This window comes from Candidatus Methylopumilus planktonicus (assembly GCF_006364715.1).
In the GTDB taxonomy this organism is placed as follows: Bacteria; Pseudomonadota; Gammaproteobacteria; order Burkholderiales; family Methylophilaceae; genus Methylopumilus; species Methylopumilus planktonicus_A.
Genome location: NZ_CP040984.1, coordinates 526625 through 552495, shown reverse-complemented (window position 1 = coordinate 552495; position 25871 = coordinate 526625). Strand labels below are relative to the sequence as shown.

The following is a 25871-nucleotide window of genomic DNA, read 5'->3' as shown; positions in this document are numbered from 1 at the left end:
AAATAACCTATTTCTTTTGCTTGTCCTGAGATTTTAAATAATTCATTTTTTCGAGAATTTTACTCTCTAATCCTCGAGTTGTAGGCCTATAAAATTCAATGGGGTCTAAATTATCTGGAAAATATTTCTCTCCTGCTGCGTAAGCTTCGGGTTCATTGTGAGCATAACGATAGTTTTTTCCGTAATCTAATTCCTTCATAAGCTTAGTTGGGGCGTTTCGAAGATGAACTGGCACATCACTATTATCCCCTTCCGCTACAAATGCTTTCACTTCATTGAAAGCCATATATGCCGCATTACTTTTCGCTGCAATCGATAGGTAAATCACTGCGTTCGAAAGCGCTAACTCACCTTCAGGTGAGCCAAGCCGTTCAAAGATTTGGTAGGCTTCGAGTGCTATAGTTTGTCCCTTTGGATCAGCTAAACCTATATCCTCAACGGCAATTCGAACAATTCTTCTTGCCAAATAAAGTGGATCAGCCCCTCCGTCTAACATCCGATGAAGCCAATATAAAGCAGCATTCGGGTCAGACCCTCTCACAGATTTATGAAGCGCTGAAATTTGGTCGTAAAATTGATCCCCACCCTTGTCAAAGCGTCTTACCTTGCTTGTAATTGTTTTCTTTAAAAAGTCTCGATCAATTTTTTTGGCTTTTAAAGATGTGGCTGTATTAAAGAGTAATTCTAAAAAATTGAGCAGCCTTCTAGCATCGCCATTTACATAGGCAATAATCTCTTGCTTAGCTTCAAGATCTACCTCAATGTCGGGCGCAATATAAATTTTAGCTTTTTCATAAATCAAGAGAAGATCTTCATCATCAAGCATTTTTAAAACATAAACTTGAGATCGACTTAATAAGGCTGAATTAACTTCAAAAGATGGATTCTCAGTAGTCGCTCCAATAAAAGTAATCAATCCTGATTCAACGTGTGGCAAAAATGCATCTTGCTGACTTTTATTAAATCGATGGACTTCATCTACAAACAAAATTGTTTTTTTATTATATTGCTGTAAATTAAGCTGGGCTTTTTCTATAGCCTCTCGAATATCTTTAACGCCAGATAGGACTGCAGATACGGATATGAACTCCGCATCAATAGAATTTGCAATAACACGTGCTATGGTTGTTTTGCCAACACCTGGGGGCCCCCATAAAATCATGGAAGGTAAATTTCCAGATTCAATAGCTACACGCAAGGACTTACCTTCACCTAGAATATGTTTTTGACCTGCTATTTCTCCGACAAATTTAGGTCTTAAATACTCAGCGAGTGGCAATTGAGACTGATTAGGTTCGAACATTTGATTCATGAGAGTTATTTACCTGAGATCTCTTCTTGAATTAACCACTGGCCATCTATTTTTTTAACTAAAAGTGATTTATTAGACATCTCAGAGAGCTTGTCAGAAGTATATCTTTGTTTAAATTGTATACGAGCAAAATTTTCGACTTTTGTAATTAACTTTATATCTTCAATTTCAACGAGAATCTTTCCTTGTGATGATATTTTTTGCCTTCTTGAGGCTTGCCACAAAGATAATGCATCACCATTTGGAGCTTTAAAATCTTGTGCGTATTTACTTAAATAAAGGTCAATATCTTTAGTTGACCAGGCATTTGCCCAGTCATTTGCAAAAGTAATTAACTCTGCATCTTTATTTTTATTCGGATTTGGTGTTGTCGATAAGTTGTTAGATGCGCCACCGTTTTGAACAACGTCAACGCCATTAGGTAGCTTGAATAAAAAATCATTATCAGTCAAGCTCACATTAAATTTTGCATTCTTAAAACTAATTGTTGTTATGTGTTCAAATGCATCAACAATTTTCATCACTGATAATTTATTTTCGGTTAAACCAAGTATGATTTTAGTAAATCCAGCGCCTTCCTCCTTAGGAATAGCCTCAACCCAGTTGATATTTTGATTAGCCTCACCTCCAACTGGAGCTTCTATATTTTTAAGTATGAAATATTTTTCAATATTTTTACCTGCAATAATTAAGAGTGGCGTTGACCCACCAACTTTAGCTATCGGATTAATAGAAACTTGTCTCAGATCCTGGTCGTACATATAAAGTCGATCACCATCGCTAATGATTTGATTTTGATAAGGCTTTAAATAATCCCATCTAAACTTATTAGGTCTTTTAAATAGCATTACGCCCTCAACATCTTGGAGTTTTGAACCCTTCTTATCTAAAACAACCTGACTAAATTCAGAAGACATACTTGAGACGTTACTTACAAAAGCATTAAGATCTGAAATACCTTCAGCAGATGCATTTAAAGAAAAAATTAGAAAAACAGAAAACAGTTTAATCATTTTGATTTGGGGCTAGGATATCTCTATTGCCATTACTTTGCATTGCGGAAACAAGACCAGCTCTCTCCATATCCTCAATAATTCTTGCGGCACGGTTATAGCCAATGCGTAAATGTCTTTGAACTGAAGAGATGGATGGTTTTCTAGTTCGCAATACTAATTCAACAGCCTCATCATAAAGCTGATCTTTCTCGCCTGAGAAATTAGAAGAAGAATCACCGTAATCTCCACTCTCTGAAGTTTCGTTGGTTAAAATACCTTCAATATAATTTGGCTCACCATGTGACTTAAGGTAACTCACAACTTTATGTACTTCTTGATCAGATACAAATGCCCCATGAATTCTTTGTGGATAACCTGATCCAGCAGGTTGATATAACATATCGCCTTGCCCAAGCAAAGTCTCGGCCCCCATTTGATCTAAGATTGTTCGTGAATCAATTTTGCTAGCTACTTGAAATGCTATCCTTGCAGGAATGTTAGCTTTGATGAGTCCCGTGATCACGTCTACCGAGGGTCTTTGTGTGGCTAGTACTAAGTGGATACCAGAAGCCCTGGCTTTTTGAGCAAGCCTAGCAATAAGCTCTTCAATTTTTTTGCCTACCACCATCATTAAATCTGCAAGCTCATCAATCACAATTACAATAAGTGGCATTTCAGATAATGGTTCAGTATTTTCTGGATTTATAGGATCTGCAATAGGAGAGCCATCTTTAATACTATCTTTAATTTTTTGATTGTATCCAGCTAAGTTTCGAACGCCCAATATCGACATCAGCTTATAACGCCTTTCCATTTCACCTACAGACCAATTTAATGCATTGGCAGCTTGACGCATATCAGTGACGACCGGCGCTAACAAGTGAGGGATTCCTTCATAGACAGATAACTCAAGCATCTTAGGATCAATGAAAATCATCCTCACTTTTTCAGAGTTGGCTTTGTAAAGTAAACTTAGGATTAATGCATTGATCGCAACCGATTTACCGGAGCCTGTAGTGCCTGCAATTAATACATGTGGCATTTTAGATAAATCAGCGACCTCGGGACGGCCTGAAATATCTTTTCCTAAGGCAATCGTGAGAGAAGCGCTCGTATCTGCGAAGATTTGTGAGCTCATAATTTCTGACAAGTAAACAATCTGCCTTTTAGGATTGGGTATCTCTAAACCCATACATGTTTTACCAGGAATGGTTTCAACAACACGAACACTCACAACAGAAAGTGCGCGCGCTAAATCTTTCGATAAGTTAGTCACTTGACTACCTTTAACGCCAGGTGCTGGCTCAAACTCATAGCGGGTAATTACAGGGCCAGGTTGAGCTGAAATTACTTTTGCTTCAATACCAAAGTCCATTAATTTCTTTTCAATGAGTCGAGATATAAACTCAATCGTTTCTGACGATTGCGGTTCGACTTGATCTGATGGCTGATCTAAAAGATGAAGAGGCGGTAATAAATTGTCACTAAAATTAAACAATGGAATTTGTTTCTCTTTTTGCACACGCTCACTTTTTTTTATTTGTACGTCAGAAGATTCAATATTCAATGGCGATCTATTTTCAGATTTTCTGCGCTCACTCTCCAAAAGCTCTAATCTCTGCTGCTCTATAATTCTCCCATGTTTGCGATCTTGCCAATCTCTATATCGATATTGCCATCTTTGAAATAAAGCGAAAGTAAAGTGGCCTGAATGCTCTGAAATTTTAAGCCATGACCATCCTGTAAATAAGCTAAATCCGATTGCAATCGATGTGATCAAGAAAATACTTGAGCCTACATAACCCAAAGAGGAAAGTAATGCTTGATCAAATAATTTTCCAAGTAAGCCACCTTGGCTTAATGGAAATTGAGCTGGGAGATCTATTAAATGTCCTGCTTCAAAAGCAGACGAGGCGGAAATTAAAAGACAGAAACCAAAATAGTTAAAAAATAAAAAAGAGCGATAGCCTTTTAAATCTTTATTGTATTGAGGATAAAGAAGCCAAATACTAAAGAAACATAAGAAGCTTAGCCACCAACTTGATAAACCGAAAATATAGAGGAGTAAATCAGATAAATACGAACCAATAATCCCACCAGCATTATGAATTGAATTTGAGCCGCTGACGCTATGAGACCATGATGGATCTTGGCTAGAGTATGTCGCAAGTGTGATGGTTAAATAAAGGCCTAAAAAAATTAAGCTTAACCACCAAGCTTCACGTGTAAGCTTACTTTTAATCCCACTAAGTTTATTATCCTGTGGAGTTTGGCTAGCTTTTCCAGTTTCTGATTTTTTTTTAAAAAACAAGGTTGTAAGCACTCGGAATGTTTCAACAATTATATCAGTTTGAAGTGCCAAAAAATGATGAAAAAAGCCTCAAAAAGAACCACTTCAGTCAAAAATAGGTTTGCTTAATCAGGCGATGAAAACTAAAATTGATCGTTTGCAACTTCATACTCTTTTCAGGAATTTTTTATGGCAAAACATGCCCAACTTATCATCTTAGGCTCTGGTCCAGCAGGCTATTCTGCTGCAGTTTATGCTGCCAGAGCAAACCTTAATCCCGTTCTTATCACTGGGATTGCCCAAGGTGGCCAGTTGATGACTACTACAGATGTTGATAATTGGCCTGCGGATCCTGATGGCGTTATGGGTCCTGAGCTCATGGAGCGCTTTGAAAAACATGCTAAGCGCTTTAACACTGAAATTGTGTTTGATCATATTCATACGACACACCTTAAAGAAAAACCTATTCGACTTATAGGTGACTCATCTGAGTACACATGTGACGCACTTATTATTGCAACTGGCGCATCAGCAAAATATCTTGGATTGCATAGTGAGACTGCATTTTTAGGAAAGGGTGTTTCTGCTTGCGCAACATGCGATGGCTTTTTTTACAAAAATCAAGAAGTTGCGGTTGTTGGTGGCGGAAATACAGCTGTCGAAGAGGCGCTTTACCTATCTAATATCGCAAATAAAGTAACATTAATTCACAGGCGCGACAAATTCAAAGCTGAAGCTATTCAGATGGATAAAATTCACGATCGCGTAAAAGAAGGAAAAATCGTTCTTGAAACATTTAAAACCCTAGAAGAAGTTTTAGGTGACACCTCAGGCGTCACTGGAATAAAAATTAAAGATGTAAATACAAATGAAAGTAAATCTATAGAACTCAAAGGTGTTTTTATTGCTATTGGTCACCAACCCAACACCTCAATTTTTGAAGGTCAATTGGATATGGAGAATGGTTATATTATTGCAAATGCTGGTCGTCATGGTAATTTTACAGCGACTTCAATTTCTGGTGTGTTTGCAGCAGGTGATGTTCAAGATCACATTTATCGCCAAGCAGTTACAAGTGCTGGAAGCGGTTGTATGGCGGCACTTGATGCAGAGAGATTTTTAACGAAATAATGTTATGGCAAAAAATGAAAATGATAAAGATGAAATTAATTTATTCAGAGAAGCCATTAAAGGCGCAACTCCTTTAAAAATCAGTCCGAAAAAAAAAGAACATAAAGCACCTCAAAAAAAACCTAGGCCCGTCCCTCTAAATTTTATAAGAGATGAAAAACAAGCGCTGATTGACTCTATTAGTGATCACTACGAACCACTTCATGACATTGAAAATGGTGATGAGTTATTCTATATCAGACAAGGTCACTCACCTGATGTATTAAAAAAACTAAGGAAAGGTTATTGGGTGGTGCAAAAATCTATTGATCTTCATGGCATGATTTCGGATGAAGCAAAAGCATATGTGGTTCAATTTATAGCGGAATGTAAAAAAAATAATATTCGCTGTATTCGTATTGTCCATGGCAAAGGCTATAACTCTAAAAACAAAGAGCCTATTCTTAAAAATAAACTCAAGCATTGGTTAGCGCAAAAAGAAGAGGTTATCGCATACGCTCAGGCGCGAGCTCATGATGGAGGTAGTGGAGCTGTTATTGTGTTATTAACCGCACATTAGGCTTCACCCAGAAAACCTCCGCTTTGATGCTTCCAAAGTCTCGCATATAAGCCTTTCTTTTTAATAAGCTCATTATGAGACCCCTCTTCTATAATCTTACCTTTATCAATCACAATAAGCCTATCCATTGCAGCAATAGTGGATAGGCGATGTGCAATTGCGATCACTGTCTTGCCCTCCATTAATTGATAGAGACTTTGTTGAATAACAACTTCAATTTCAGAATCAAGTGCGCTTGTTGCTTCATCTAATAATAATATAGGCGCATCTTTTAACATGACTCTTGCAATAGAAATACGCTGTCTTTGGCCTCCTGATAACTTAACGCCTCTTTCGCCAACATGAGCTTCGTAGCCTTTTCTAGAAAGGTTATCTTCCAACTGCATAATAAAGTCATGGGCTTTAGCTCTTTTCGCCGCACCAATCATTTCACTTCGTGTTGCATTAGGCCTTCCATAGACCACATTGTCTTTAACTGATCGATGAAGTAAGGATGTATCTTGTGTGACCATACCAATCTTTTTTCTCAAGCTATTTTGATTTACTTTTGATATATCTTGATTATCGATAGTAATTACACCTGATTTAAGATCATAAAATCGTAATAACAAATTTACGAGTGTAGATTTTCCTGATCCAGATCTGCCTACTAGACCAACCTTTTCACCAGGCCTAATATTCAATGAAAAATTATGAATAACTGATGTTTTTTGATTTGGATAATTGAAAACAATGTTTTGAAATGAAACTGAAGCTTTTTTTATGATGAGATCTTCTGCATTTTTAATATCTTTAATTTCTTGCTGAATTGAAAGTGTGTTTAGGCCGTCTTGAAGAGTTCCGACTTGCTCATATAAGGATGTCATTTCCCACATTACCCAGTGCGAGATACCATTCAATCTCAAAGCCATAGCTGTTGAAGTTGCAACTACTCCTACCATGATTTCATTTTTCGACCAAAGCCAAATTGCAACAATAGCTGTTCCAATCACAAGCAACATACTTAAAAAATGATTAATAATTTCAATCCAGCTAACTAAACGCATTTGCATATTCACTGCACCTAAAAAATCATTCATTGCAACCTTGGCAAAGTTTGCTTCACGTCCGGCGTGAGAAAAAAGCTTGATAGTACTTATATTTGTATAAGCATCTGTAATACGCCCTGTCATTAATGACCTTGCGTCAGCTTGATTTCTAGACAATTTACTTAAGCGTGGTACAAAATATATAAGAACAAGAATATAAAAAAGAAACCAGCTAAGAAATGGAAGCATCAGGATCAAATTGAATTTACCTACAACAAAAATCATCGTTAAGAAGTAAATAATCACGTACACCAGAATGTCAGCCAAAATGAACCATAAATCTCTTACCGCAAGCGCAGTTTGCATAACTTTTGCAGCAACCCTGCCTGCAAATTCATTATGATAGAAGTTCATACTCTGATTAAGAAGTAATCGATGAAAATTCCAACGCATTCGCATAGGGAAAGCACCTGCGAGGGATTGATGCTTAATTAAGGTTTGGAATAAAACAAGCAATGTACTTAAGATTAAAACTGCTGATGCTGACATCAGCATAGAAGCATTTTCAGACCAAAAATTTTCTGGGTTTGAATGATTTAGTAAGTCAACTAAAGAGCCCATGTATGAGAATAAAATAGCTTCGAAGCTACCTATGACAGCTGTTAATAGAGCCATAAATAAAATGAGCCATCTAAGATTTTTAGTGCACGACCATACAAACATCAACAAGGTTTTGGGTGGTGTAGTTAGAAAGTACTCGGGAAAAGGATTAAGAAGTTTTTCAAAACGCTGAAACATAAAAACCTATTTAGACTCTATTAAACAAATAGCCTGAGCTGCAATACCTTCACCTCTTCCAGCGAATCCTAGAGTTTCAGTTGTTGTTGCCTTCACATTCACTGCGTGAATATCTATATTGCAATCTAATGCAATATTATTTTTCATGTGATCAATATACGGTGCCAATTTAGGTAATTCACAAATTACTGTGGCATCAATATTAATAATCGAATATTTTTTTTCTTGAATTAATAAAATTACTTTCTTCAAAATATCTCTGGAGTCTATATTTTTAATAGATGGGTCTGTATTTGGAAAATGCTTGCCTATATCTCCAAGTCCAGCGGCACCAAGGATTGCATCAGCAATTGCATGTAAAAGAACATCGGCATCTGAATGGCCGTCTAATCCTTTATGAAAAGGAATTTCAACTCCTCCAATAATACATTTTCTGCCGTTCACTAACTGATGAACATCAAAACCTTGTCCAACTTTTATCATCATAAATACCTATTCAGTGATTAAATGCTCAAGAATACTAAGATCTTCTTGATAAGTTACTTTGAAATTTTTAAAATCGCCTTTAATTAATTTTGGCTTCATTCCTAACCGCTCAATTGCTTGAGACTCATCGGTTGGAATACCATCAAATGACTTAAGTGCGTCGATTAACATTTTATACCTATACATTTGAGGTGTTTGTGCTTGCCATAAATGATCTCTTACTGGTGAATCAATAACCCTATCTTCTTTGTCAGATTTTTTTATAGTGTCTGCTATGGGGTATGCAAGCAAGCCGCCTACTGGATCATTTTTTAATGTCTCTATTAGATGAATAACATCTTTTTCTTGGACACCTGGTCGCGCTGCATCATGAACTAAAATCCAATCACTCTCGTTCGTATGAGTTTTTATTGTTTCTAATGTATTAAGAACTGTCTTAGCTCGAGATTCTCCACCACAATAATGCACATTCACTTTTGATGACAAAGAAAGATTAAGTGTGTCCCAAAGATCATCTTTTGGCTGAAGTGCAATATGAATAGAATCGACAAGGGGAATATTTTCAAAAACACGAATTACTCTTTCGATGAAAGTTTGTTTATGAATTTTAAGGTACTGTTTTGGCTGGCCCAATCCCATTCTGGAACCTGAGCCTGCTGCGGGAATAATGATATGAAATTTCGCCATGGGAAATTTTAACATGGCAACAGACAATGCTTTTAAGAGATAAGATTAATCTTCTGCATTGGCTGCAGTTTTATGAATCGAAATATCAGCGCCATTAAATTCTTCTTCTTGGGTTAATCGAATACCAAAGAAATGCTTAAGGGTGCCATAAACCAGGAATCCACCGATAAGTGCTATCAATACGCCTAATAAAGTTCCTATGAGTTGAGATGCAAAGCTAACGCCTCCCATGCCACCAAAATAAGTAGATCCAAAAATGCCTGCAGCGATACCGCCCCAAGCACCACAAAGTCCATGCAATGGCCACACACCCAATACATCATCAATCTTTAAACGATTTTGTGTAAGAGTAAAGGTCCATACAAAAAGAATACCTGCGACTAAACCTGTAATCAGAGCGCCAATGGGATGAAAAATATCTGATCCTGCGCACACTGCCACAAGACCTGCAAGCGGTCCGTTATGGATAAAACCGGGGTCATTTTTTCCAACGATAAGGGCTGCTATGGTCCCACCCGCTAATGCCATTAGAGAATTAATTGCTACGAGGCCTGAAATACCATTCGCTGTTTGCGCTGACATAACGTTAAAACCAAACCATCCTACAGTTAAGATCCAAGCACCTAAAGCCAAAAAGGGGAAATTAGATGGTGGATAAGCATGGAGCCTTCCATCTTTACCATATCTGCCATGTCTTGCCCCAAGTAATAAAACAGCCGCCAAAGCTATCCAGCCACCCATGGCATGGACAACTACTGAACCTGCAAAATCGTGGAATTTAAACCCAAAATTACCTTCAAGAAAAGATTGGACACCTAAATGATTATTCCAAGCAATACCTTCAAAAAATGGATATACGAAACCAACCAAAGCGAAGGTAGCTGCTAATTGGGAATTGAATTTAGCTCTTTCAGCTATACCCCCCGATATAATTGCAGGAATAGCTGCAGCAAAAGTAAGCAAAAAGAAAAACTTAACAAGTTCATACCCGTTTTTAGCAGATAGAGCTTCTGCGGGTGACAAGAAATTCACGCCATAGGCAATGCCATAACCTATAAAAAAGTAGGCCAGTGTAGATACTGAAAAATCAACAAGGATTTTAACAAGCGCATTGACTTGGTTTTTATGACGAACAGTGCCTACTTCTAAAAATGCGAAGCCTGCATGCATAGCTAGCACCATAACTGCGCCCAATAAAACAAATAAAACATCATTTGCACCAATTAAGTTATCCATAAAGGGCATTCCTCATCTGTAAGTATTAAATTAAGGTTAATTTTATATAAGGATTAATAAAAGTAAGAGATTGTGATTTTTTTATTTTAAAATTTGGAAAGAAATCTACTTTTAAGCACTATTTTTGTGCATTTTTATGAATTACTTTTTTTATGCACACAAATAAAGCATAAAAATAATCATTAAAGTCTCACTGAAGCACGTTTAATATATAGGGTCATTTTTTAAATTACATTTATGCTTGAATATATCCTTTTTGTTTTACTAATTCTGACCGTTTGGTTTTGGATTGATACAATCTCAAAACGTGAGCTTGCCATTCAACTTGGGAAAAATTTATCTAAGCAATTTGATCTTCAGTTTTTAGATGAGACAGTTGCATGCGAAAAAATTACATTAAAACGAAATGAAAAAGGTCAGGTTGCCATATTAAGATGCTATGAATTTATGGTGAGCAGCTCCACAAACGATCGAATCAAATGTAATCTTTTCCTCTTAGGAAAGCATTTACATAACTGGCATATCCCGCCCTACATAAGCATGGAAAGTTAATTTTATGCATAATTCAGCAGACAAATTACATAGATTTATTTTTGAAAACACAGATATTCGAGGTAATTACGTAAAGCTAAGTCATACAATCGAAGAGGCTACGCAACATCAATCGCTGCCTCAGAATCTTCATGCCATATTGGGGGAACTTATGGTGGCAAGCTCTCTCCTCGCTTCAACACTAAAGCTTGACGGCTCACTGACATTACAAATTCAAACCAATGGACCACTCAAATTATTAATCGCTGAATGTAATGGAAATTTAGGGATGCGGGGTACGGTTAAATGGAGTGGTGCTATTGAATCTCTAGCACCAATAGACCTTATTAAAGAAGGCCACTTCATTATTACTTTAATTCAAAAAAATGCAAAGACGCCCTATCAAGGCATCGTGCCCATGGAAGGAAACTCAACCAGTGAACTTCTTGAAAATTATATGTTAAGGTCAGAGCAGATTCAAACCAAACTATGGATCTATTCTCAAAATGATATTTTTCATGGCCTTCTTATTCAAAAGCTTCCATTTAATTCTTCAGCAGAGGAATTAAATCAAGATGAAATGAACAAAGTTTGGGAAAGAATTGTTGGATCTGCTAACCAATCGTTTAATGCGCTTCGTCCCGAACTAGAAGTATCTGAAATTCTTCAGAATGTATTTTCATCAGAAACAATTCGTTTATACGATCCAACTCACCTTGGCTTTGCCTGTAGCTGCTCCAAAAAAAGTATTGAAAACATGCTTCAGCTTATTGGGAAAGAAGAATGTAACTCCATCATTGAAGAGCAAGCTTCCATAACAATTCACTGCGATTTCTGCAATGAGTGTTATCAATATTCAGAAGATGAAGTAGATTTTGTATTTAACGAGTCGAGTAATTCAGCTAAGCACTAAAATTTTCTTGCCTATATTTTTCATATAAACATATCGATACAGCGGCAGAAACGTTCAATGATTCAATCCCTATTTCCATAGGAATACGAACGGAATGCGAAGTCAAACCTATAGTTTCTGATTGCAGACCACTTCCCTCGTTGCCAAAAATAAAGGCAACAGGCCCTTTTAAGTTTTCTTTAAAAATAGATTTTCCATTTAATTCAGTAGCAAAAATTTTTCCCTCGAAAGCTTTTGTAATATCAGAAAAAACAGCATTCTCAACACATGGCAAATAAAAATGAGCGCCTTGCCCTCCTCTTAATACTTTAGGTGACCATAGATCAGCACAATGATCAGACAAGTAAACAAGATCTACGCCTGAGGCGCTTGCAGATCTTAAAATGCTTCCTAAATTACCTGGGTCTTGAATATCTTCCAACAATAAAATACAGTTCTGTTTTTTTGGCGCATCTAAATGTGGAATGTTAATAGATGCAAGAATACCTGTAGGCGACATAACAGGTGCTATTTCAGAAAAAAGTCCTGCTGGAAATTCTAATACTTGCGTTTCTTCATTTAAATACCCTGAGATCTTATTTATGTCACTGCCCTGAATTAAAGCCACAGAGTCTGGGGAGCCAAAGCGCTGAGCATAAGACTCAATAAGGTGAATACCATCTAGAATCGTTTGTTGAACTTCATACCGATAACGAGGGGATTCACTAAGTTTTTTTAAATGCTTAAAATGTTGGTTGCCACGAGATGAAATTAGTTGGCGCTTCATATTATTCAAACGCTTTTATAGGTGACATTTTAAATCCTGAATCTTTTAACTGATTTAACAAGCCGTCCTGTCCTGCTAAATGGGATGCGCCGACTGCAATAAATAATTGTTTATCTTTTGAAAGCTCTTTAATTTTTATGGCCATCTTCTTATTTCTCTCGCCCATAAGCTGAACTTTAATTTTAGCCCACATAGCTTCTGACATTAATTTACCTGTTAATCGTTCATCCGTTTTTCGTATTTGCTCAACATCTCCTGAGATGTAATGTTTCATGAGTAAATTGTAATCAGATAATTTTTCTTTCTCTGTTTTTTTTAAAACCGCTCTAAGTATTATTAATTGTTCATCGTTAGAGAGGGAATCCATCGTAGCAAAATGCTCTTTTGATGACTCAAGCCCTATAACTTCTTTGTCTAAATCCTCTGCCATTGCCGTTAAAAGATAGTCCTGATTGAATTCGGTATGGGGCTTGGGTGAATCAAAAATAATAGCCAAGAGCCAAGGCTTCATTCTTATAACATTCTCAAAATGCATCACATGAAATTCTGCTAGTTTTTTAATTTGCTTTAGCTCTATCTCATTTAAATCCGTGGCTAGGGAATGATTCTGCATTAAAAGATTTTGTGAGTGATCGTTAGGCGCAATTTCTACCAAAAGAAGATCTGATGCATTGACAGATTTTTTAACAATAGGTAAGAACTTAATAATTCTATTGTCATCAGTATGCATAGTACCGAATAAATAATGCGTCGAGCCATTGGGTGCTTTTAATTTCCAAAACAACCCTCGCTCATTAGCGTAAGCGAGTGGGACTATATTTAAGAGTAAAATAACTAATATTAAAAAACGTTTCATACCTTGAAATTAAATTAAGCATTCCTCACAAGAACATATGGGTCAATGGATAAAAACTGATTTTGGTTCCATCGCTTTTGTTAGTAATCATGACCCCTTTCCGAAGACTGATCAAGCCCTTATTGAGCCGAATGGTCTTATTGCAATATCCAAAACACTTGAAGCTAAAAAAATTATTGAAGCTTACAAACAAGGGATCTTTCCTTGGTTTAATAAACACGAACCTATTTTATGGTGGTCACCTGATCCAAGATTAATATTATTTCCTGAAGATCTTAAAATTTCATCATCTTTATCTAAGAAAATTAAGAAAAATAATTATCAATTTTTAATAGACAATAATTTTTTATCTGTCATTAAATTTTGTAGTGAAATAAAAAGAAAAGGCCAGGATGGTACATGGATTGACGATCGTATTATTAATGCATACTCTGAATTACATCGGCTGAAAGTTGCCCATTCTTTTGAGATCTATTTTAATGAAAATCTTGTCGGCGGCCTTTATGGAATAGTTTTAGATGGGGTTTTCTTTGGTGAATCCATGTTTCATTATGAAAGAGACGCCTCTAAAATGGCATTTGTTCTTGCCATTCAGTATCTAAAAAATATAGGTATTAAGATGGTAGACTGTCAGATGAAAACGAATCATCTTTTAAGTTTAGGTGCTAGAGAGATTTCTCGTGACCGTTTTATTCAATTACTTAATACTTACATTAAAACATGAGCCTTCCTGACGAATTATCGAGTCATAAGATTCAATTCTATGTCACTACGAGTTATGCCTGTGGCTACTTGGAAGGTCGTGCATCCCAATCATTAGTTGCAACACCTCATCACCTCATAAGCCAGAAACACTTCGATGATCTTATAAAGAAAGGTTTTCGTAGAAGTGGTAAATTCACATACAAACCTTATTGTGAATTTTGTCATGCATGCATTCCTATTCGCATCAATGTTAAGAATTTTATGCGCTCAAAAAACTTCAAGAGAGTTATCAAAAACCATCAGCATCTTCAAGCTTCCTTGCTACCACTTTCTTTTCATGAAGATCATTTCAGGCTTTATTTGGAATATCAAAAAAATAGACATGAAAAAGTGAGCGCAAATGATGAAGACGTAAATCAGTACAGTGAATTTTTATTACAAAGTAATATTGATAGTCGATTAATTCAATTTCAAGATCAAGGCGATTTAAAAATTGTTAGTTTTGTCGATATCGTTAAAAATGGTATCTCTGCGGTTTATACATTTTTTGATACGAGCGACAAATCTGTCAGTTATGGTACTTATTCCATACTGTGGCTGATCAATTGGTGTATTGAAAAAAAACTAGATTATGTTTATTTGGGCTACTGGATTCAAGAGAGCAAAAAGATGAATTATAAAACTCACTTTAAGCCTTTTGAGCTTTTCATAAATAACGAATGGCGATCATTTAATAGTGAACATGATACAATTCAATTGTTAAACAATATCAAATAAATCAACTATATACAGTGAATAAAATTCTTATTTTTGGTGTAGGTCTTATTGGCGGATCTATTGCACTCTCTGCAAAAAAATCAGGTATCGCTTCTGATATTGTAGGCGTCGGAAGAAACCAAGATAACCTTAATGATGCAATTAAACTTAAACTTATTGATCGCACGAGCCAAGAATTAAATAAAGATATTGCAGAAGCTCATATTATTATTATTGCGACACCTGTTGCTCAATTCTCCTCAATACTCAAAACGATTCAGCCACATTTATCTTCGCATACGATTATCACCGATGTTGGAAGCACCAAAACAAGTGTAATTGAATCGGCAAAAGAAATTTTAGGTAATCAATACTCACAATTTATTGGCGGTCACCCTATTGCTGGATCCGAAAAACATGGAGCAACTGCAGCCCATATTGATTTATTTAAAGGCAAAAATGTCATTTTAACGCCGGATCAAGACACATCTCCTCGAGCAAAAGAGGTGATTGAAGTACTCTGGAAAAATGCAGGCGCTATAGTTTCAAATATGCTCCATGGCGATCATGACAAAATATTTTCAACGATTAGTCATCTTCCTCATCTGTTAGCTTTTTCACTCGTGGATATGATTACCCATAGAACAAATGCAAATGAACTTTTAAAATTCGCCGCAAGTGGATTTAAAGATTTTACAAGAATTGCAGCAAGCTCTCCTGAAATGTGGAAAGACATTACACTCGCAAATAGAGAATTTATCCTTGAAGATATTAAGCACTTTGAAAATCAAATTAAATTACTTAAAGAAGCTATTGAGCAAGAAGATGCAAAAAAGATTTTAGCTTTATTCGAAAACGCAAGTAAAACTCGAAGTGAATGGTCTCGATAATTTAAGCGCATGGCAAATCAAAAGAAATTAAAAGCTGTTCAATCTGTTTCTGGCCAAGTCACCCTCCCTGGATCTAAAAGTATCACCAATCGCATTCTTCTTTTGTCTGCAATGGCAGACGGTATAACAACTATAATAGGTCCACTTGTATCAGATGACACACGTCATATGATTGAAGCATTAGTAAAACTTCAAGTTGATCTTAAGCAAAAAGATAACGGTGACATTCTTATTCATGGCACACGGGGTAGTTTTAAAAATAAATCAGCTGAAATTTTTCTAGGTAATGCGGGTACTGCATTTAGACCTTTAACTGCAGCTTTGTCTTTTTCTAATGGCCAATACACACTAAGCGGTTCGCCCCGAATGCATGAGCGCCCCATTAAAGATCTTGTCGATGCACTCTTGCAATTAAATGTAGATATAAAATATCTTAATCAAGACGGCTACCCTCCATTAAATATTTCTCCATCTGAAATTGCAATTCAAGGTCCTATAAAAATTAGAGGTGATATTTCAAGTCAATTCTTAACAGCCCTTCTAATGGCAATTCCACTTACAAAAAAAGAAGTGGTTATTGAAATTGTGGGTGATTTAATTTCAAAACCTTATATTGATATTACGCTTAATCTGATGGCGCGATTTGGTATACATGTTAAAAAAATAGGCTGGAAAAATTTTATTATTCCGGGTTCAAGTAAGTATGTGAGTCCAGGTGAAATATTTGTTGAAGGTGACGCATCATCAGCTTCTTATTTTTTAGCTGCGGGAGCGCTTGCAGGCAATATCGAAGTTAAAGGTATTGGAAACAATAGTATTCAAGGTGATGTGAAATTTACTGAAGCTTTAGAACTTATGGGCGCTGATATTAATATCCTTGAAGCATCAATTCAAGTTTCAAAAGTCGAAACACTTCAAGCAATTACCCTTGATTGTAATCACATTCCAGATGCTGCGATGACACTTGCAGTATTGGCCCTATTTACAAAAGGCACTACTAAACTTTTTAATATTGGAAGCTGGCGCGTTAAAGAAACTGATCGCATTAAAGCTATGGCGACTGAACTTAGAAAATTAGGTGCGACTGTGATTGAAGGTAAAGATTTTATTGAAATCACACCCCCTCTTAGGATTAAAGAGCATGTTGAGATTGATACTTATGACGACCATCGAATGGCTATGTGTTTTTCACTGGTAAGCCTCAAAAATATCCCAATCACAATTAACGATCCAGCGTGTGTCAACAAAACATTTCCAACTTACTTTGAGGTTTTGGAAAGTATAGTAAAGACATAAATGACATCACACATTCCTATTATCGCGATTGACGGTCCTTCTGCCTCTGGAAAAGGAACAGTGGCTAAACTTGTTGCAGAAAAACTAAATTTTCACTATCTAGATTCAGGGTCAATCTACCGAACGATCGCTTATGCAGGTCGCTTACAAAACATACCCCTTAATAATGAAACTTTACTTCTTAACGTTCTTGAAAATGCAAACTTAAGCTTTAAAAATGATCAAATTTTACTCAATGGTAAAGATGTATCTGAAGCTATACGTACTGAGGAATCAGGTCACGGAGCCTCAGAAGTTGCGGTTCACAGAGGTCTGAGAGAAGCAATCCTTGGATTTCAAAGAAGCTTTGAAAACCCCCCTGGATTGGTAGCCGAGGGAAGGGATATGACTTCGGTCGTTTTCCCGCATGCTGGTATCAAAATATTCTTAACTGCAAGCGCACAAATTAGGGCTGAAAGAAGATATAAACAGTTGATCTCAAAAGGAAACCCTGCTAATATAGCCTCGGTTTTAAGTGAAATTATTTTAAGAGATGAGCGTGATTTACAAAGAGAAATCTCTCCCCTCTTAAAAACAAAAGACGCTATAGAAATAGACACAGACACATTAAGCATATCTGATGCCGTTGATAACATCACCCATCTCTTCAGTTTAAAGTCTCAAACGTCTTAAACAACAATTTAGGTGTAATAGATTTCAAAGATCTATTGCTAACTTTAACATCCCTATCGCTAGGTAGGACTTTATAGGTAACATTTAATGGCAACGACAGCAAAAAACACAGAATCAAATTCCACAGAAAGTTTCGCAGCTCTATTTGAAGAAAGCATAGCGCTTCAAGAAATGCGCTCAGGCGAAGTAATTACAGCAGAAGTTATATCTATTGATAATGACTTTGTGATTGTAAACGCAGGGCTTAAATCAGAAAGCGTTATCAAAGCAGAAGAATTCCTTAATGACCAAGGCGAACTTGACGTTAAAGTGGGTGACTTTGTTAAAGTTGCAATTGAAAAATTAGAAGATGGTTTCGGCTCTACAATCCTTTCAAGAGATAAAGCGAAGAAAATGCAAGCATGGCTTGATCTTGAAGATGCAATGAACGAAGGTACAGTTGTCAGAGGTTTTGTAAGTAGTCGTGTCAAAGGTGGCTTGAGAGTTTCTGTAAATGGAATCACAGCATTCCTTCCAGGCTCGCTCGTTGATGTAAGACCAGTTAAAGACACAACACCATTCGAAAATAAAGAATGGGATCTTAAAGTTATTAAAATTGATAAGAAAAGAAACAACGTGGTTGTTTCAAGAAAAGCAGTGATGGAACAATCTTCAGGTGCGGACAGAGATGCTGTTATTGGCACACTTACTGAAGGTGCTACTGTAAAAGGTATTATTAAAAATATTACTGATTACGGTGCATTTGTTGACTTAGGTGGCATTGATGGCTTACTTCATATTACTGACTTAGCATGGAGACGTGTAAAGCATCCGTCTGAAATTTTAAATATTGGTGATGAAGTTGAAGCTAAAGTTCTTAAATTTGACCAAGAAAAAAATCGTGTTTCATTAGGTTTAAAGCAACTCGATGATGATCCTTGGAAGGGCTTATCTAGAAGATATCCTGTAAGCACACGTCTATTTGGTAAAGTATCTAACTTAACTGATTACGGTGCATTCGTTGAAATTGAAGCAGGTATTGAAGGTTTAGTTCACGTTTCAGAAATGGACTGGACTAATAAAAATATTCACCCAGGAAAAATTGCGCAGCTCGGCGATGAAGTTGAAGTGATGATTCTTGAAATTGATGAAGACAGAAGAAGACTTTCATTGGGCATGAAGCAATGTAAATCAAACCCATGGGCAGAGTTCTCTGAAACACATAAAAAAGGTGACAAAGTTAGCGGCCCGATTAAATCAATCACCGACTTCGGTATCTTTATTGGTCTTGATGGCGGCATAGATGGCCTTATACACTTGTCTGACATCTCATGGGATAAAACAGGTGAAGAAGCTATCAGAAACTTCAAAAAGGGTGACGAACTCGAAGCGCTTATCGTCGCAATCGATGTTGAAAAAGAAAGAATTTCTCTTGGACTTAAACAATTATCAGGTGATAACTTTACAGGCTTCACAAAAGCTAATGACAAAGGTAGTTTTGTTAAAGGAACAGTTAAATCTGCAGATGCATCAGGTATCGTAGTAACTTTAGCTGATCAAGTTGAAGGCACAGTTGATATTAGTGAAGTAAGCGAAGATAAAGTTGAAGACGCTTCTACTGTTGTTAAAGTAGGCGACGAAATTGAAGTTAAAATTCTTAATGTCGACGCAAAAGAAAAAACAATACAACTTTCATTCAAGTCTAAAAATGCAGCTAAACCAAAAGCAGCTAAGAAAAAAGTAGATGTTGAAGAAAGTTCTGATAATGCCGGCATAACTAATCTTGGCGCCTTATTAAAAGCAAAATTAGATAGTAAAAAATAATTAATCTTATGACTAAGTCTAAATTAATCAACTTACTTGCTAGCCGTTTCTCTCAGTTAGTCTATAAAGATGCTGAGTTATCCGTCAAAACAATTCTTGATGCTATGGGTGAAACGCTCTCTAAAGGTAAAAGAATTGAAATTAGAGGATTTGGTAGTTTCAGTTTAAATTACCGACCACCTCGTTTAGGCAGAAATCCTAAAACAGGTTCAAAAGTGGAAGTACCAGAAAAATATGTTCCACACTTTAAAGCAGGTAAAGAACTTAGAGATCGCGTTGATAAATAAGACTAAACATCATTTAAAAGCATATCTTCTTACCAGGGTATGCTTTTTTTTTCATCTATCAATTAATAGATATACAATAAATCAATTATGATTCAATTCGAATATTGGTGGCTCCTTGTTATCCCCTTCTTCTTTGCATTAGGATGGGTAGCCGCTCGCATTGATATTAAACAGCTCATGAAAGAATCTACGAGCCTTCCTGCGACCTACTTTAAAGGTCTTAACTATCTAATTACTAACCAATACGAAAAAGCAGTGGATGCTTTTATGGATGCAGTTCGTATTAACAATGAATCACTTGAGCTGCACTTTGCTTTAGGCAGCATCTTAAGACGTATAGGCCATATAGATCGAGCTATTAATATGCACTTAGATTTATTAGAAAATCGCGATCTTAATCCAGCCCAAGAAGAATCCGTCAAAGCAGAATTAGCGCAAGATTATCTTAAAGCTGGCTTATTTGATCGCGCTGAAGAATTATTCTTAAAGTTAGAATCTGGCAAATATAAACAATATGCATCTAATGCGCTCTTAGAAATTTACGTGAAAGAACGTGAATGGCAAAATGCAATCAAGATGGCGACAAAATTAGAAAAAGAATCAGGCGTATCATTTAGATTACAAATTAGTCATTACCACTGCGAGATTGCACTTGATGGGATTTTAGATAAAGACAAGAAGTCAGCTTTTAAATCACTGAATGACGCACTCAATGCTCATAAAAAGTGCGTTCGTGCAAATATCCTACTCGGAGATTTAGATGCAGAAGATGGTGAACATAATAAAGCGATCAATTACTGGAAAAAAATTGAGTTTCAAGATCCAGAGTCTCTAGGTCTTGTAGCATCTAAAATACTTAATTCATTTGAAAAACTCAAAAAACCTGAAGAAGGTTTATCGCTCCTAAATCTTTATTTTGAAAATTACAAATTAAGATCATTACTTAATGTGATCTATGAAGCGACATTAAAATTAGAAGGCTCTGAAATGGCTGAAGAACTTGCACGAAAAGAGCTTATAAGAAAACCAAGCCTCCAAGCCTTGGATCAATTATTTCAAGCACGCGCTATGAATAGTAAGCAAAAGGAACAAGATATTCAGCTTATTCAACAAACTGTTCGAAATGCTATTGGTAATAGACGTTTATTTACATGTAGCGGCTGTGGCTTTAAAGCCAAGCAACATCATTGGCAATGTCCTGCCTGTAACGCTTGGGAAGCACTTCCATCAGAACCTACTGAGATGAATGAAATTAGTTAATGGCAGCAGCCCATAAAGTTACCGTAGCACTCGATTATGCAAATCTTGCAGATGCAAAGTCATTAGTTTCGCAACTTAATCAAGAACATTGTAATCTTAAAGTCGGAAAAGAATTATTCACTGCAACTGGCCCTGCTCTCATCGAATATCTGCATAGTAAGAATTTCAAAGTATTTCTAGATCTTAAATTTCACGATATTCCTACCACGGTTAAAAAAGCATGTGAGGCTGCAAGCCATTTAGGAGTATGGATGATCAATGTTCATGCTTCAGGAGGAAGTATGATGTTAGAGGCTGCTCTAGAGGGTGTAAATAAAGCCAAGCAATCACCTCTTCTTATTGCGGTCACAGTATTAACAAGTATGGAACAAAAAACTTTAGAAGAAATTGGTGTATCTAGAAATTTAGAAGATCAGGTTTTGCGTCTTGCGAAGTTAACAGAAAAAAGTGGGCTTAGTGGTATTGTCTGCTCAGCTAAAGATTTATCATTTCTGAAAAATCACTTTAACTCATCATTTTTATTTGTAACGCCAGGTATAAGAATGACGGATGATGTCGCGAATGACCAGATAAGAACTATGACGCCTTATGAAGCCATTAAGGCTGGATCAAGTCACTTAGTGATTGGAAGGCCTATTACTCAATCAGAAAATCCGTCAAAAACTTTAGAAAAGATTTATCTAGAAATTAACCAAAGTTAATTATTTAATACGCATACCAGGTTTAGCACCTTGATCTGGATATAAAACAAACGGTCCCTCAGATTCATTGCTTGCGGCTAACACCATACCCTCGGATAAACCAAATTTCATTTGTCTTGGCTTTAAATTAGCAACCATAACAGTTAATTTTCCAACAAGCTGATCAGGATTGTATTTTGATTTGATCCCTGCAAAAACTTGTCTTAACCGACCATCGTTAATATCTAGAGTTAGCTTAAGAAGACTATCAGCACCTTCTACAAAAGAGGCTTCTTTAATAAGTGCCACTCTTAAATCAATCTTCATAAAATCATCTATCGAAATAGTTGATTGATTGTCTTCTACCTTTTTCGGGGGTTCAGTATGCTTGTCTAGCGATTCTTTATTTGATTCAATCATCATGTCGATATCTTTCTTTTCAACTCTAGTTAATATATGTTGGTACTCATTGACAGTAATATCTTTCTTATCAATATCTTTAAGCGACGCGAATTCTTTTTCATTAAAGAATATTGCGATATCTTTCGTAAGCTTTGGAAGTATAGGTGTGAGATAAATAGAAAGTCTTCTAAAGGCTTCAAGACTTCGGCTACATATAATATGTAATTCTGAGCCAGGTTTATGTTGCGCCTCATCTTTTGCAAGTGTCCAAGGAGCTTTTGTATTCACGTACTCATTTGTAATATCTGCTACACGCATAATTTCACGAACCGCACGACCATACTCCCTTGCTTCAAAACAAGTTTTAATTTCATTTTCTATATCCTTACATTTTTGCGAAATAGAAATATGCTCTTGGTCGGTTTTTGAATCATCAAGGAAAAGCTTACCTTCAAAATACTTATGAATAAATCCTGATGTTCGACTTGCGATATTAATAAACTTACCTACGAGATCACTGTTCACGCGAGATAAGAAATCATCCAAATTAAGATCAATATCTTCCATTGTGCTATTTAATTTAGCTGCATAATAATATCTAAGATAATCTGGATTTTTAATATGATCTAAATAACTTCGGGCGGTTATGAAAGTGCCGCGTGATTTAGACATCTTTTCTGCATTAACTGTAAGAAAGCCATGAGCAAAAATCTTAGTAGGTTTTCTGTAGCCTGAGAATTCTAGTGTTGCGGGCCAAAATAGAGCATGAAAATAAAGAATATCTTTTCCAATGAAATGATAGAGCTCTGTTTTTGAATCTGCATTCCAGAACTCGTCAAAATTTATTTTCTTATCTTCACAGAGTTTTTTAAAGCTCGCCATGTAACCAATTGGGGCATCGAGCCATACATAAAAATATTTACCAGGTGCATCTGGAATTTCAAAGCCAAAATAAGGTGCATCTCTTGAGATATCCCAATCGGCTAGGCCTGATTTAAACCACTCTTTCATTTTATTAGCGGCTTCTTTTTGAAGCGTTCCAGAAGATGTCCAGTCGGCTAAAAATGATTCACACTCTGAAAGCTTGAAGAAGTAATGCTCTGTTTCTTTTCTGACAGGCACTGCACCTGACACAGAAGATGTTGGGTTAATTAATTCTGTAGGTACATATGTTGCACCGCAAACTTCACATGAATCACCATATTGGTCTTTGGCATGACACTTTGGACACTCACCTTTAATAAAGCGATCAGGTAAAAACATTGCTTTCGCAGGATCGTAAAATTGCTCAATCGTTTTCGTATAAATCTTGTTGTTCTGTTTAAGTTTTTTATAAACAGTTTGAGATAGCTCAAGATTTTCAGGAGAGTTTGTAGAATAAAAGTTATCAAAATTAACAAAGAAATCAGAAAAGTCTTTTGAATGCTCTATATGCACTTTTTTTATAAGCGCTTCTGGCGTAACTCCTTCTTTTTCAGCCCTAAGCATAATAGGTGTTCCATGCGTATCGTCAGCACATACATAGTAAGCTTCATGGCCTTGCATCTTTTGGAATCTCACCCAAATATCAGTTTGGATATATTCAACTAAATGGCCCAAATGAATGCTTCCATTCGCGTAAGGCAAGGCTGATGTAATTAAGAGCTTTCGCATGAATTGAGAAACTTTATCGATTTAACTAAGTCCCTATTCTATCAAATGACGCCTTAACTAAGATAGGTTAAAATTACAGCCTCATGGCTTACATAGAAGAACAAATAAAAGATCTATTAAAGGACGTTGTTGATCCGAATACAAACGACAGCCTCGTTAATGATAAATCTATCAAGAGCATTTCAATTAAAGATAATGATGTTGATATCAAAGTCTTGCTTGGCTATCCTGCTAAAAGCCAACTGAATGACGTTAAAGATTTAATTGCCACTCAAATTCAAAAAGCACTACCTCAAATCAATTTAAAAATTGAGGTTGATTTTAAGATTACTTCCCATGCAGCGCAAAAAGGTATCGCTCTTATTCCTGGCGTTAAAAATATTATTGCTGTCGCCTCAGGTAAAGGTGGTGTTGGAAAATCTACTACTGCTGTCAATCTTGCTCTCGCTTTATCAGCCGAAGGTGCTCGGGTTGGCATCTTAGATGCTGATATTTATGGCCCAAGCCAGCCACAAATGTTAGGGATATATACCAAACCAGAAAGTAAAGATGGCAAATCTATGGAGCCCGTCATGGCTCACAATATTCAAGCTATGTCGATTGGGTTCTTGGTTGATACAGAAACACCTATGGTATGGCGTGGCCCTATGGTGACAAGCACACTTGAGCAGCTCTTAAAAGAAACAAGATGGGATAATCTTGATTACCTTGTAGTCGACCTGCCGCCAGGTACCGGCGATATTCAGCTTACCTTGTCTCAAAAAGTGCCTGTAACAGGTGCCATTATCGTCACAACACCTCAGGATATTGCCCTTCTTGATGCTAGACGCGGATTAAAAATGTTTGAAAAAGTAAATATTCCAATTATTGGTATTGTAGAAAATATGGCCATGCACACTTGTTCAAAATGTGGCAATGAGGAACATATCTTTGGATCAGGTGGTGCCGAAAAAATGTGTAAAGATTATGGTGTATCTCTTTTAGGAAGCTTGCCTTTGGATATTAAAATTAGAGAACAGTCTGATAGTGGTAACCCAATGGTAGTGGCGGAGCCTGAAAGTAGTGCTGCAAAAACCTACAAGAAAATTGCTCGTTTAACAGCAATTAAGGTATCTAAACTCGCTCAAGATTACAGCAATAAGTTCCCAAATATTGTGATTCAAAAAACCTAGCTTACGTTAAAACAAAATACATCTACACCATCATTGCAAGTGACAGTACTTGCGGGTATTGCATCTCCTGCCTTCCATTGATTTATCGCCGTTTGTTTTTCTATTCCGCTTACTAAAAAAAGTACAGATTTAGATCGGCTTAAACGTGCAGGAGACATTGATATTCTTAATGAGGGTGGTTTAGGTGCATCAAAGACCGCTAAAGCATCTAAACTGTTATCCCAGCTATGCCCGGGAAATAAGCTTGCAGTATGGGCGTCTTCGCCAAGCCCTAAAAGAACCAAATCAAAATCACCTAGCTGGCTTAATGTCTTATTGTATAAATGAGCACCCTCAACCGGTCCAAGTTCAGCAGGAATCACGTGAATGTTTTGCGCAGGTATATCGACATGATTAAGCCATGCTTCAAACGCCATAGTGCTGTTTCGCTCTTGGTGATTTGGTTCTAGACAACGCTCATCGCCAAAGTAGATCTGCCATTTATGCCAGTCTGCGCTGATGTTTTTAAGCAGTGTATAGACGTTTTTAGGTGTTGAGCCTCCTGCCAATACAAGATGGAATTGACCTCGTGCTTTAATTGAAGCCTCAGCAAGCCTTTCAACCCTATCCATAGCTGCCTGATCAAGGGAAACTTGGCTTTCAAATGATTGCCATTTAGTATTTTTTAAACTCATGAAAATCTTTCAAAATAATGAAGATTTTATATC

The 25871-nt window shown here is 36.5% G+C and carries 25 protein-coding genes; 14 read left to right on the top strand and 11 right to left on the bottom strand.

Translation table 11 applies throughout. The features are described from left to right. Positions 1 to 7: 7 nt before the first annotated feature. The 3 genes from FIT63_RS03065 to FIT63_RS03055 are packed head-to-tail and all read right to left on the bottom strand — an operon-like array spanning position 8 to position 4618. Positions 8 to 1312 carry a replication-associated recombination protein A gene (locus tag FIT63_RS03065; protein WP_140006509.1) on the bottom strand — a complete coding sequence of 435 codons (1305 nt, stop codon included), beginning with the start codon at positions 1310 to 1312 and terminating at the stop codon, positions 8 to 10. Positions 1313 to 1317: 5 nt separating this feature from the next. Continuing rightward, positions 1318 to 2325: an outer membrane lipoprotein periplasmic chaperone LolA gene (gene lolA, locus FIT63_RS03060; RefSeq protein WP_140006508.1), complete on the bottom strand. Its 1008-nt coding sequence runs from the start codon at positions 2323 to 2325 to the stop codon at positions 1318 to 1320. Continuing rightward, positions 2318 to 4618, bottom strand: a complete 2301-nt coding sequence (locus tag FIT63_RS03055; protein ID WP_140007149.1) for a DNA translocase FtsK — start codon at positions 4616 to 4618, stop codon at positions 2318 to 2320. The genes lolA and FIT63_RS03055 overlap by 8 nt, the downstream gene beginning before the upstream one ends. A gap of 168 nt (positions 4619 to 4786) precedes the next feature. Here FIT63_RS03055 and trxB point away from each other — a divergent pair, with 168 nt between their 5' ends. After that, the gene (gene trxB, locus FIT63_RS03050; RefSeq protein ID WP_140006507.1) at positions 4787 to 5728 is read left to right on the top strand and encodes a thioredoxin-disulfide reductase; all 942 of its coding nucleotides are present in this window, start codon (positions 4787 to 4789) and stop codon (positions 5726 to 5728) included. Between the two features lie 4 nt (positions 5729 to 5732). Continuing rightward, on the top strand, positions 5733 to 6287 hold the full coding sequence (locus FIT63_RS03045; protein ID WP_140006506.1) for a Smr/MutS family protein: 555 nt from the start codon (positions 5733 to 5735) through the stop codon (positions 6285 to 6287). On the opposite strand, the gene FIT63_RS03040 is transcribed toward FIT63_RS03045, so the two are convergent. The 4 genes from FIT63_RS03040 to FIT63_RS03025 are packed head-to-tail and all read right to left on the bottom strand — an operon-like array spanning position 6284 to position 10522. Further along, positions 6284 to 8113: an ABC transporter ATP-binding protein gene (locus tag FIT63_RS03040; protein WP_140006505.1), complete on the bottom strand. Its 1830-nt coding sequence runs from the start codon at positions 8111 to 8113 to the stop codon at positions 6284 to 6286. The two genes, FIT63_RS03045 and FIT63_RS03040, sit on opposite strands and share 4 nt — an antisense overlap. Before the next feature lie 6 nt (positions 8114 to 8119). Next, positions 8120 to 8596: a 2-C-methyl-D-erythritol 2,4-cyclodiphosphate synthase gene (gene ispF, locus FIT63_RS03035; RefSeq protein WP_140007148.1), complete on the bottom strand. Its 477-nt coding sequence runs from the start codon at positions 8594 to 8596 to the stop codon at positions 8120 to 8122. Between the two features lie 9 nt (positions 8597 to 8605). Then, positions 8606 to 9286 carry a 2-C-methyl-D-erythritol 4-phosphate cytidylyltransferase gene (gene ispD / locus FIT63_RS03030; protein WP_140006504.1) on the bottom strand — a complete coding sequence of 227 codons (681 nt, stop codon included), beginning with the start codon at positions 9284 to 9286 and terminating at the stop codon, positions 8606 to 8608. Between the two features lie 45 nt (positions 9287 to 9331). After that, positions 9332 to 10522, bottom strand: coding sequence for an ammonium transporter (locus FIT63_RS03025; protein WP_140006503.1), 1191 nt, complete (start codon positions 10520 to 10522; stop codon positions 9332 to 9334). A gap of 237 nt (positions 10523 to 10759) precedes the next feature. On the opposite strand from FIT63_RS03025, the gene FIT63_RS03020 reads away from it, so the two are divergent. Together FIT63_RS03020 and hslO are read left to right on the top strand one after the other, a co-directional pair. Further along, entirely contained in the window at positions 10760 to 11074 is a 315-nt protein-coding gene (locus FIT63_RS03020) for a DUF3301 domain-containing protein (protein WP_140006502.1), read from the top strand. A 4-nt stretch (positions 11075 to 11078) separates the two neighbouring features. Beyond that, positions 11079 to 11966 (top strand): Hsp33 family molecular chaperone HslO, encoded by an 888-nt coding sequence (gene hslO, locus FIT63_RS03015; protein WP_140006501.1) that lies wholly within the window; start codon positions 11079 to 11081, stop codon positions 11964 to 11966. Here the strand turns inward: hslO and FIT63_RS03010 are convergent. Together FIT63_RS03010 and FIT63_RS03005 are read right to left on the bottom strand one after the other, a co-directional pair. Beyond that, positions 11956 to 12732 carry a TrmH family RNA methyltransferase gene (locus FIT63_RS03010; protein WP_140006500.1) on the bottom strand — a complete coding sequence of 259 codons (777 nt, stop codon included), beginning with the start codon at positions 12730 to 12732 and terminating at the stop codon, positions 11956 to 11958. The genes hslO and FIT63_RS03010 overlap by 11 nt on opposite strands. A 1-nt stretch (position 12733) precedes the next feature. Next, positions 12734 to 13588, bottom strand: coding sequence for a TraB/GumN family protein (locus FIT63_RS03005; RefSeq protein WP_140006499.1), 855 nt, complete (start codon positions 13586 to 13588; stop codon positions 12734 to 12736). A 37-nt stretch (positions 13589 to 13625) separates the two neighbouring features. Between FIT63_RS03005 and aat the strand changes: the two genes are divergently transcribed. The 9 genes from aat to pyrF all read left to right on the top strand — a co-directional run bounded on the left by aat (position 13626) and on the right by pyrF (position 21958). Continuing rightward, complete coding sequence (aat, locus tag FIT63_RS03000) at positions 13626 to 14312, top strand: leucyl/phenylalanyl-tRNA--protein transferase (protein ID WP_140006498.1); 687 nt, start codon at positions 13626 to 13628, stop codon at positions 14310 to 14312. Then, entirely contained in the window at positions 14309 to 15070 is a 762-nt protein-coding gene (locus tag FIT63_RS02995; protein ID WP_140006497.1) for an arginyltransferase, read from the top strand. Before aat ends, FIT63_RS02995 begins: the two co-directional genes overlap by 4 nt. 14 nt (positions 15071 to 15084) lie before the next feature. Further along, a complete protein-coding gene (locus FIT63_RS02990) occupies positions 15085 to 15939 on the top strand; it encodes a prephenate dehydrogenase (RefSeq protein WP_140006496.1) in 855 nt (284 codons plus the stop codon). A 9-nt stretch (positions 15940 to 15948) separates the two neighbouring features. Further along, on the top strand, positions 15949 to 17235 hold the full coding sequence (gene aroA / locus FIT63_RS02985; protein WP_140006495.1) for a 3-phosphoshikimate 1-carboxyvinyltransferase: 1287 nt from the start codon (positions 15949 to 15951) through the stop codon (positions 17233 to 17235). Next, positions 17236 to 17907: a (d)CMP kinase gene (gene cmk, locus FIT63_RS02980; protein ID WP_140006494.1), complete on the top strand. Its 672-nt coding sequence runs from the start codon at positions 17236 to 17238 to the stop codon at positions 17905 to 17907. An 87-nt stretch (positions 17908 to 17994) separates the two neighbouring features. Then, positions 17995 to 19710, top strand: coding sequence for a 30S ribosomal protein S1 (gene rpsA, locus FIT63_RS02975; RefSeq protein ID WP_140006493.1), 1716 nt, complete (start codon positions 17995 to 17997; stop codon positions 19708 to 19710). 8 nt (positions 19711 to 19718) lie between these two features. Then, a complete protein-coding gene (locus FIT63_RS02970) occupies positions 19719 to 19997 on the top strand; it encodes an integration host factor subunit beta (RefSeq protein WP_028817882.1) in 279 nt (92 codons plus the stop codon). An 87-nt stretch (positions 19998 to 20084) separates the two neighbouring features. Further along, positions 20085 to 21257 carry a lipopolysaccharide assembly protein LapB gene (lapB, locus tag FIT63_RS02965; RefSeq protein ID WP_189342342.1) on the top strand — a complete coding sequence of 391 codons (1173 nt, stop codon included), beginning with the start codon at positions 20085 to 20087 and terminating at the stop codon, positions 21255 to 21257. Continuing rightward, positions 21257 to 21958, top strand: a complete 702-nt coding sequence (gene pyrF / locus FIT63_RS02960; protein ID WP_140006492.1) for an orotidine-5'-phosphate decarboxylase — start codon at positions 21257 to 21259, stop codon at positions 21956 to 21958. Before lapB ends, pyrF begins: the two co-directional genes overlap by 1 nt. Here pyrF and metG read toward each other — a convergent pair whose 3' ends face one another. Continuing rightward, positions 21959 to 23992, bottom strand: coding sequence for a methionine--tRNA ligase (metG, locus tag FIT63_RS02955; RefSeq protein WP_140006491.1), 2034 nt, complete (start codon positions 23990 to 23992; stop codon positions 21959 to 21961). It lies immediately after the preceding gene. An 83-nt stretch (positions 23993 to 24075) separates the two neighbouring features. Here metG and apbC point away from each other — a divergent pair, with 83 nt between their 5' ends. Then, positions 24076 to 25164, top strand: a complete 1089-nt coding sequence (gene apbC, locus FIT63_RS02950; protein ID WP_140006490.1) for an iron-sulfur cluster carrier protein ApbC — start codon at positions 24076 to 24078, stop codon at positions 25162 to 25164. Here apbC and pgl read toward each other — a convergent pair. Then, a complete protein-coding gene (gene pgl / locus FIT63_RS02945) occupies positions 25161 to 25838 on the bottom strand; it encodes a 6-phosphogluconolactonase (RefSeq protein WP_140006489.1) in 678 nt (225 codons plus the stop codon). The genes apbC and pgl overlap by 4 nt on opposite strands. Positions 25839 to 25871: the final 33 nt, after the last annotated feature.

Bases quoted from the DNA above. Each gene is read 5' to 3' on its own strand.
- FIT63_RS03065 (WP_140006509.1), bottom strand. From the start codon at position 1,312: ATGAATCAAATGTTCGAACCTAATCAGTCTCAATTGCCACTCGCTGAG.
- lolA (WP_140006508.1), bottom strand. From the start codon at position 2,325: ATGATTAAACTGTTTTCTGTTTTTCTAATTTTTTCTTTAAATGCATCT.
- trxB (WP_140006507.1), top strand. From the start codon at position 4,787: ATGGCAAAACATGCCCAACTTATCATCTTAGGCTCTGGTCCAGCAGGC.
- FIT63_RS03045 (WP_140006506.1), top strand. From the start codon at position 5,733: ATGGCAAAAAATGAAAATGATAAAGATGAAATTAATTTATTCAGAGAA.
- FIT63_RS03040 (WP_140006505.1), bottom strand. From the start codon at position 8,113: ATGTTTCAGCGTTTTGAAAAACTTCTTAATCCTTTTCCCGAGTACTTT.
- ispF (WP_140007148.1), bottom strand. From the start codon at position 8,596: ATGATAAAAGTTGGACAAGGTTTTGATGTTCATCAGTTAGTGAACGGC.
- ispD (WP_140006504.1), bottom strand. From the start codon at position 9,286: ATGGCGAAATTTCATATCATTATTCCCGCAGCAGGCTCAGGTTCCAGA.
- FIT63_RS03025 (WP_140006503.1), bottom strand. From the start codon at position 10,522: ATGGATAACTTAATTGGTGCAAATGATGTTTTATTTGTTTTATTGGGC.
- FIT63_RS03020 (WP_140006502.1), top strand. From the start codon at position 10,760: ATGCTTGAATATATCCTTTTTGTTTTACTAATTCTGACCGTTTGGTTT.
- hslO (WP_140006501.1), top strand. From the start codon at position 11,079: ATGCATAATTCAGCAGACAAATTACATAGATTTATTTTTGAAAACACA.
- FIT63_RS03010 (WP_140006500.1), bottom strand. From the start codon at position 12,732: ATGAAGCGCCAACTAATTTCATCTCGTGGCAACCAACATTTTAAGCAT.
- FIT63_RS03005 (WP_140006499.1), bottom strand. From the start codon at position 13,588: ATGAAACGTTTTTTAATATTAGTTATTTTACTCTTAAATATAGTCCCA.
- aat (WP_140006498.1), top strand. From the start codon at position 13,626: ATGGGTCAATGGATAAAAACTGATTTTGGTTCCATCGCTTTTGTTAGT.
- FIT63_RS02995 (WP_140006497.1), top strand. From the start codon at position 14,309: ATGAGCCTTCCTGACGAATTATCGAGTCATAAGATTCAATTCTATGTC.
- aroA (WP_140006495.1), top strand. From the start codon at position 15,949: ATGGCAAATCAAAAGAAATTAAAAGCTGTTCAATCTGTTTCTGGCCAA.
- cmk (WP_140006494.1), top strand. From the start codon at position 17,236: ATGACATCACACATTCCTATTATCGCGATTGACGGTCCTTCTGCCTCT.
- rpsA (WP_140006493.1), top strand. From the start codon at position 17,995: ATGGCAACGACAGCAAAAAACACAGAATCAAATTCCACAGAAAGTTTC.
- FIT63_RS02970 (WP_028817882.1), top strand. From the start codon at position 19,719: ATGACTAAGTCTAAATTAATCAACTTACTTGCTAGCCGTTTCTCTCAG.
- lapB (WP_189342342.1), top strand. From the start codon at position 20,085: ATGATTCAATTCGAATATTGGTGGCTCCTTGTTATCCCCTTCTTCTTT.
- pyrF (WP_140006492.1), top strand. From the start codon at position 21,257: ATGGCAGCAGCCCATAAAGTTACCGTAGCACTCGATTATGCAAATCTT.
- metG (WP_140006491.1), bottom strand. From the start codon at position 23,992: ATGCGAAAGCTCTTAATTACATCAGCCTTGCCTTACGCGAATGGAAGC.
- apbC (WP_140006490.1), top strand. From the start codon at position 24,076: ATGGCTTACATAGAAGAACAAATAAAAGATCTATTAAAGGACGTTGTT.
- pgl (WP_140006489.1), bottom strand. From the start codon at position 25,838: ATGAGTTTAAAAAATACTAAATGGCAATCATTTGAAAGCCAAGTTTCC.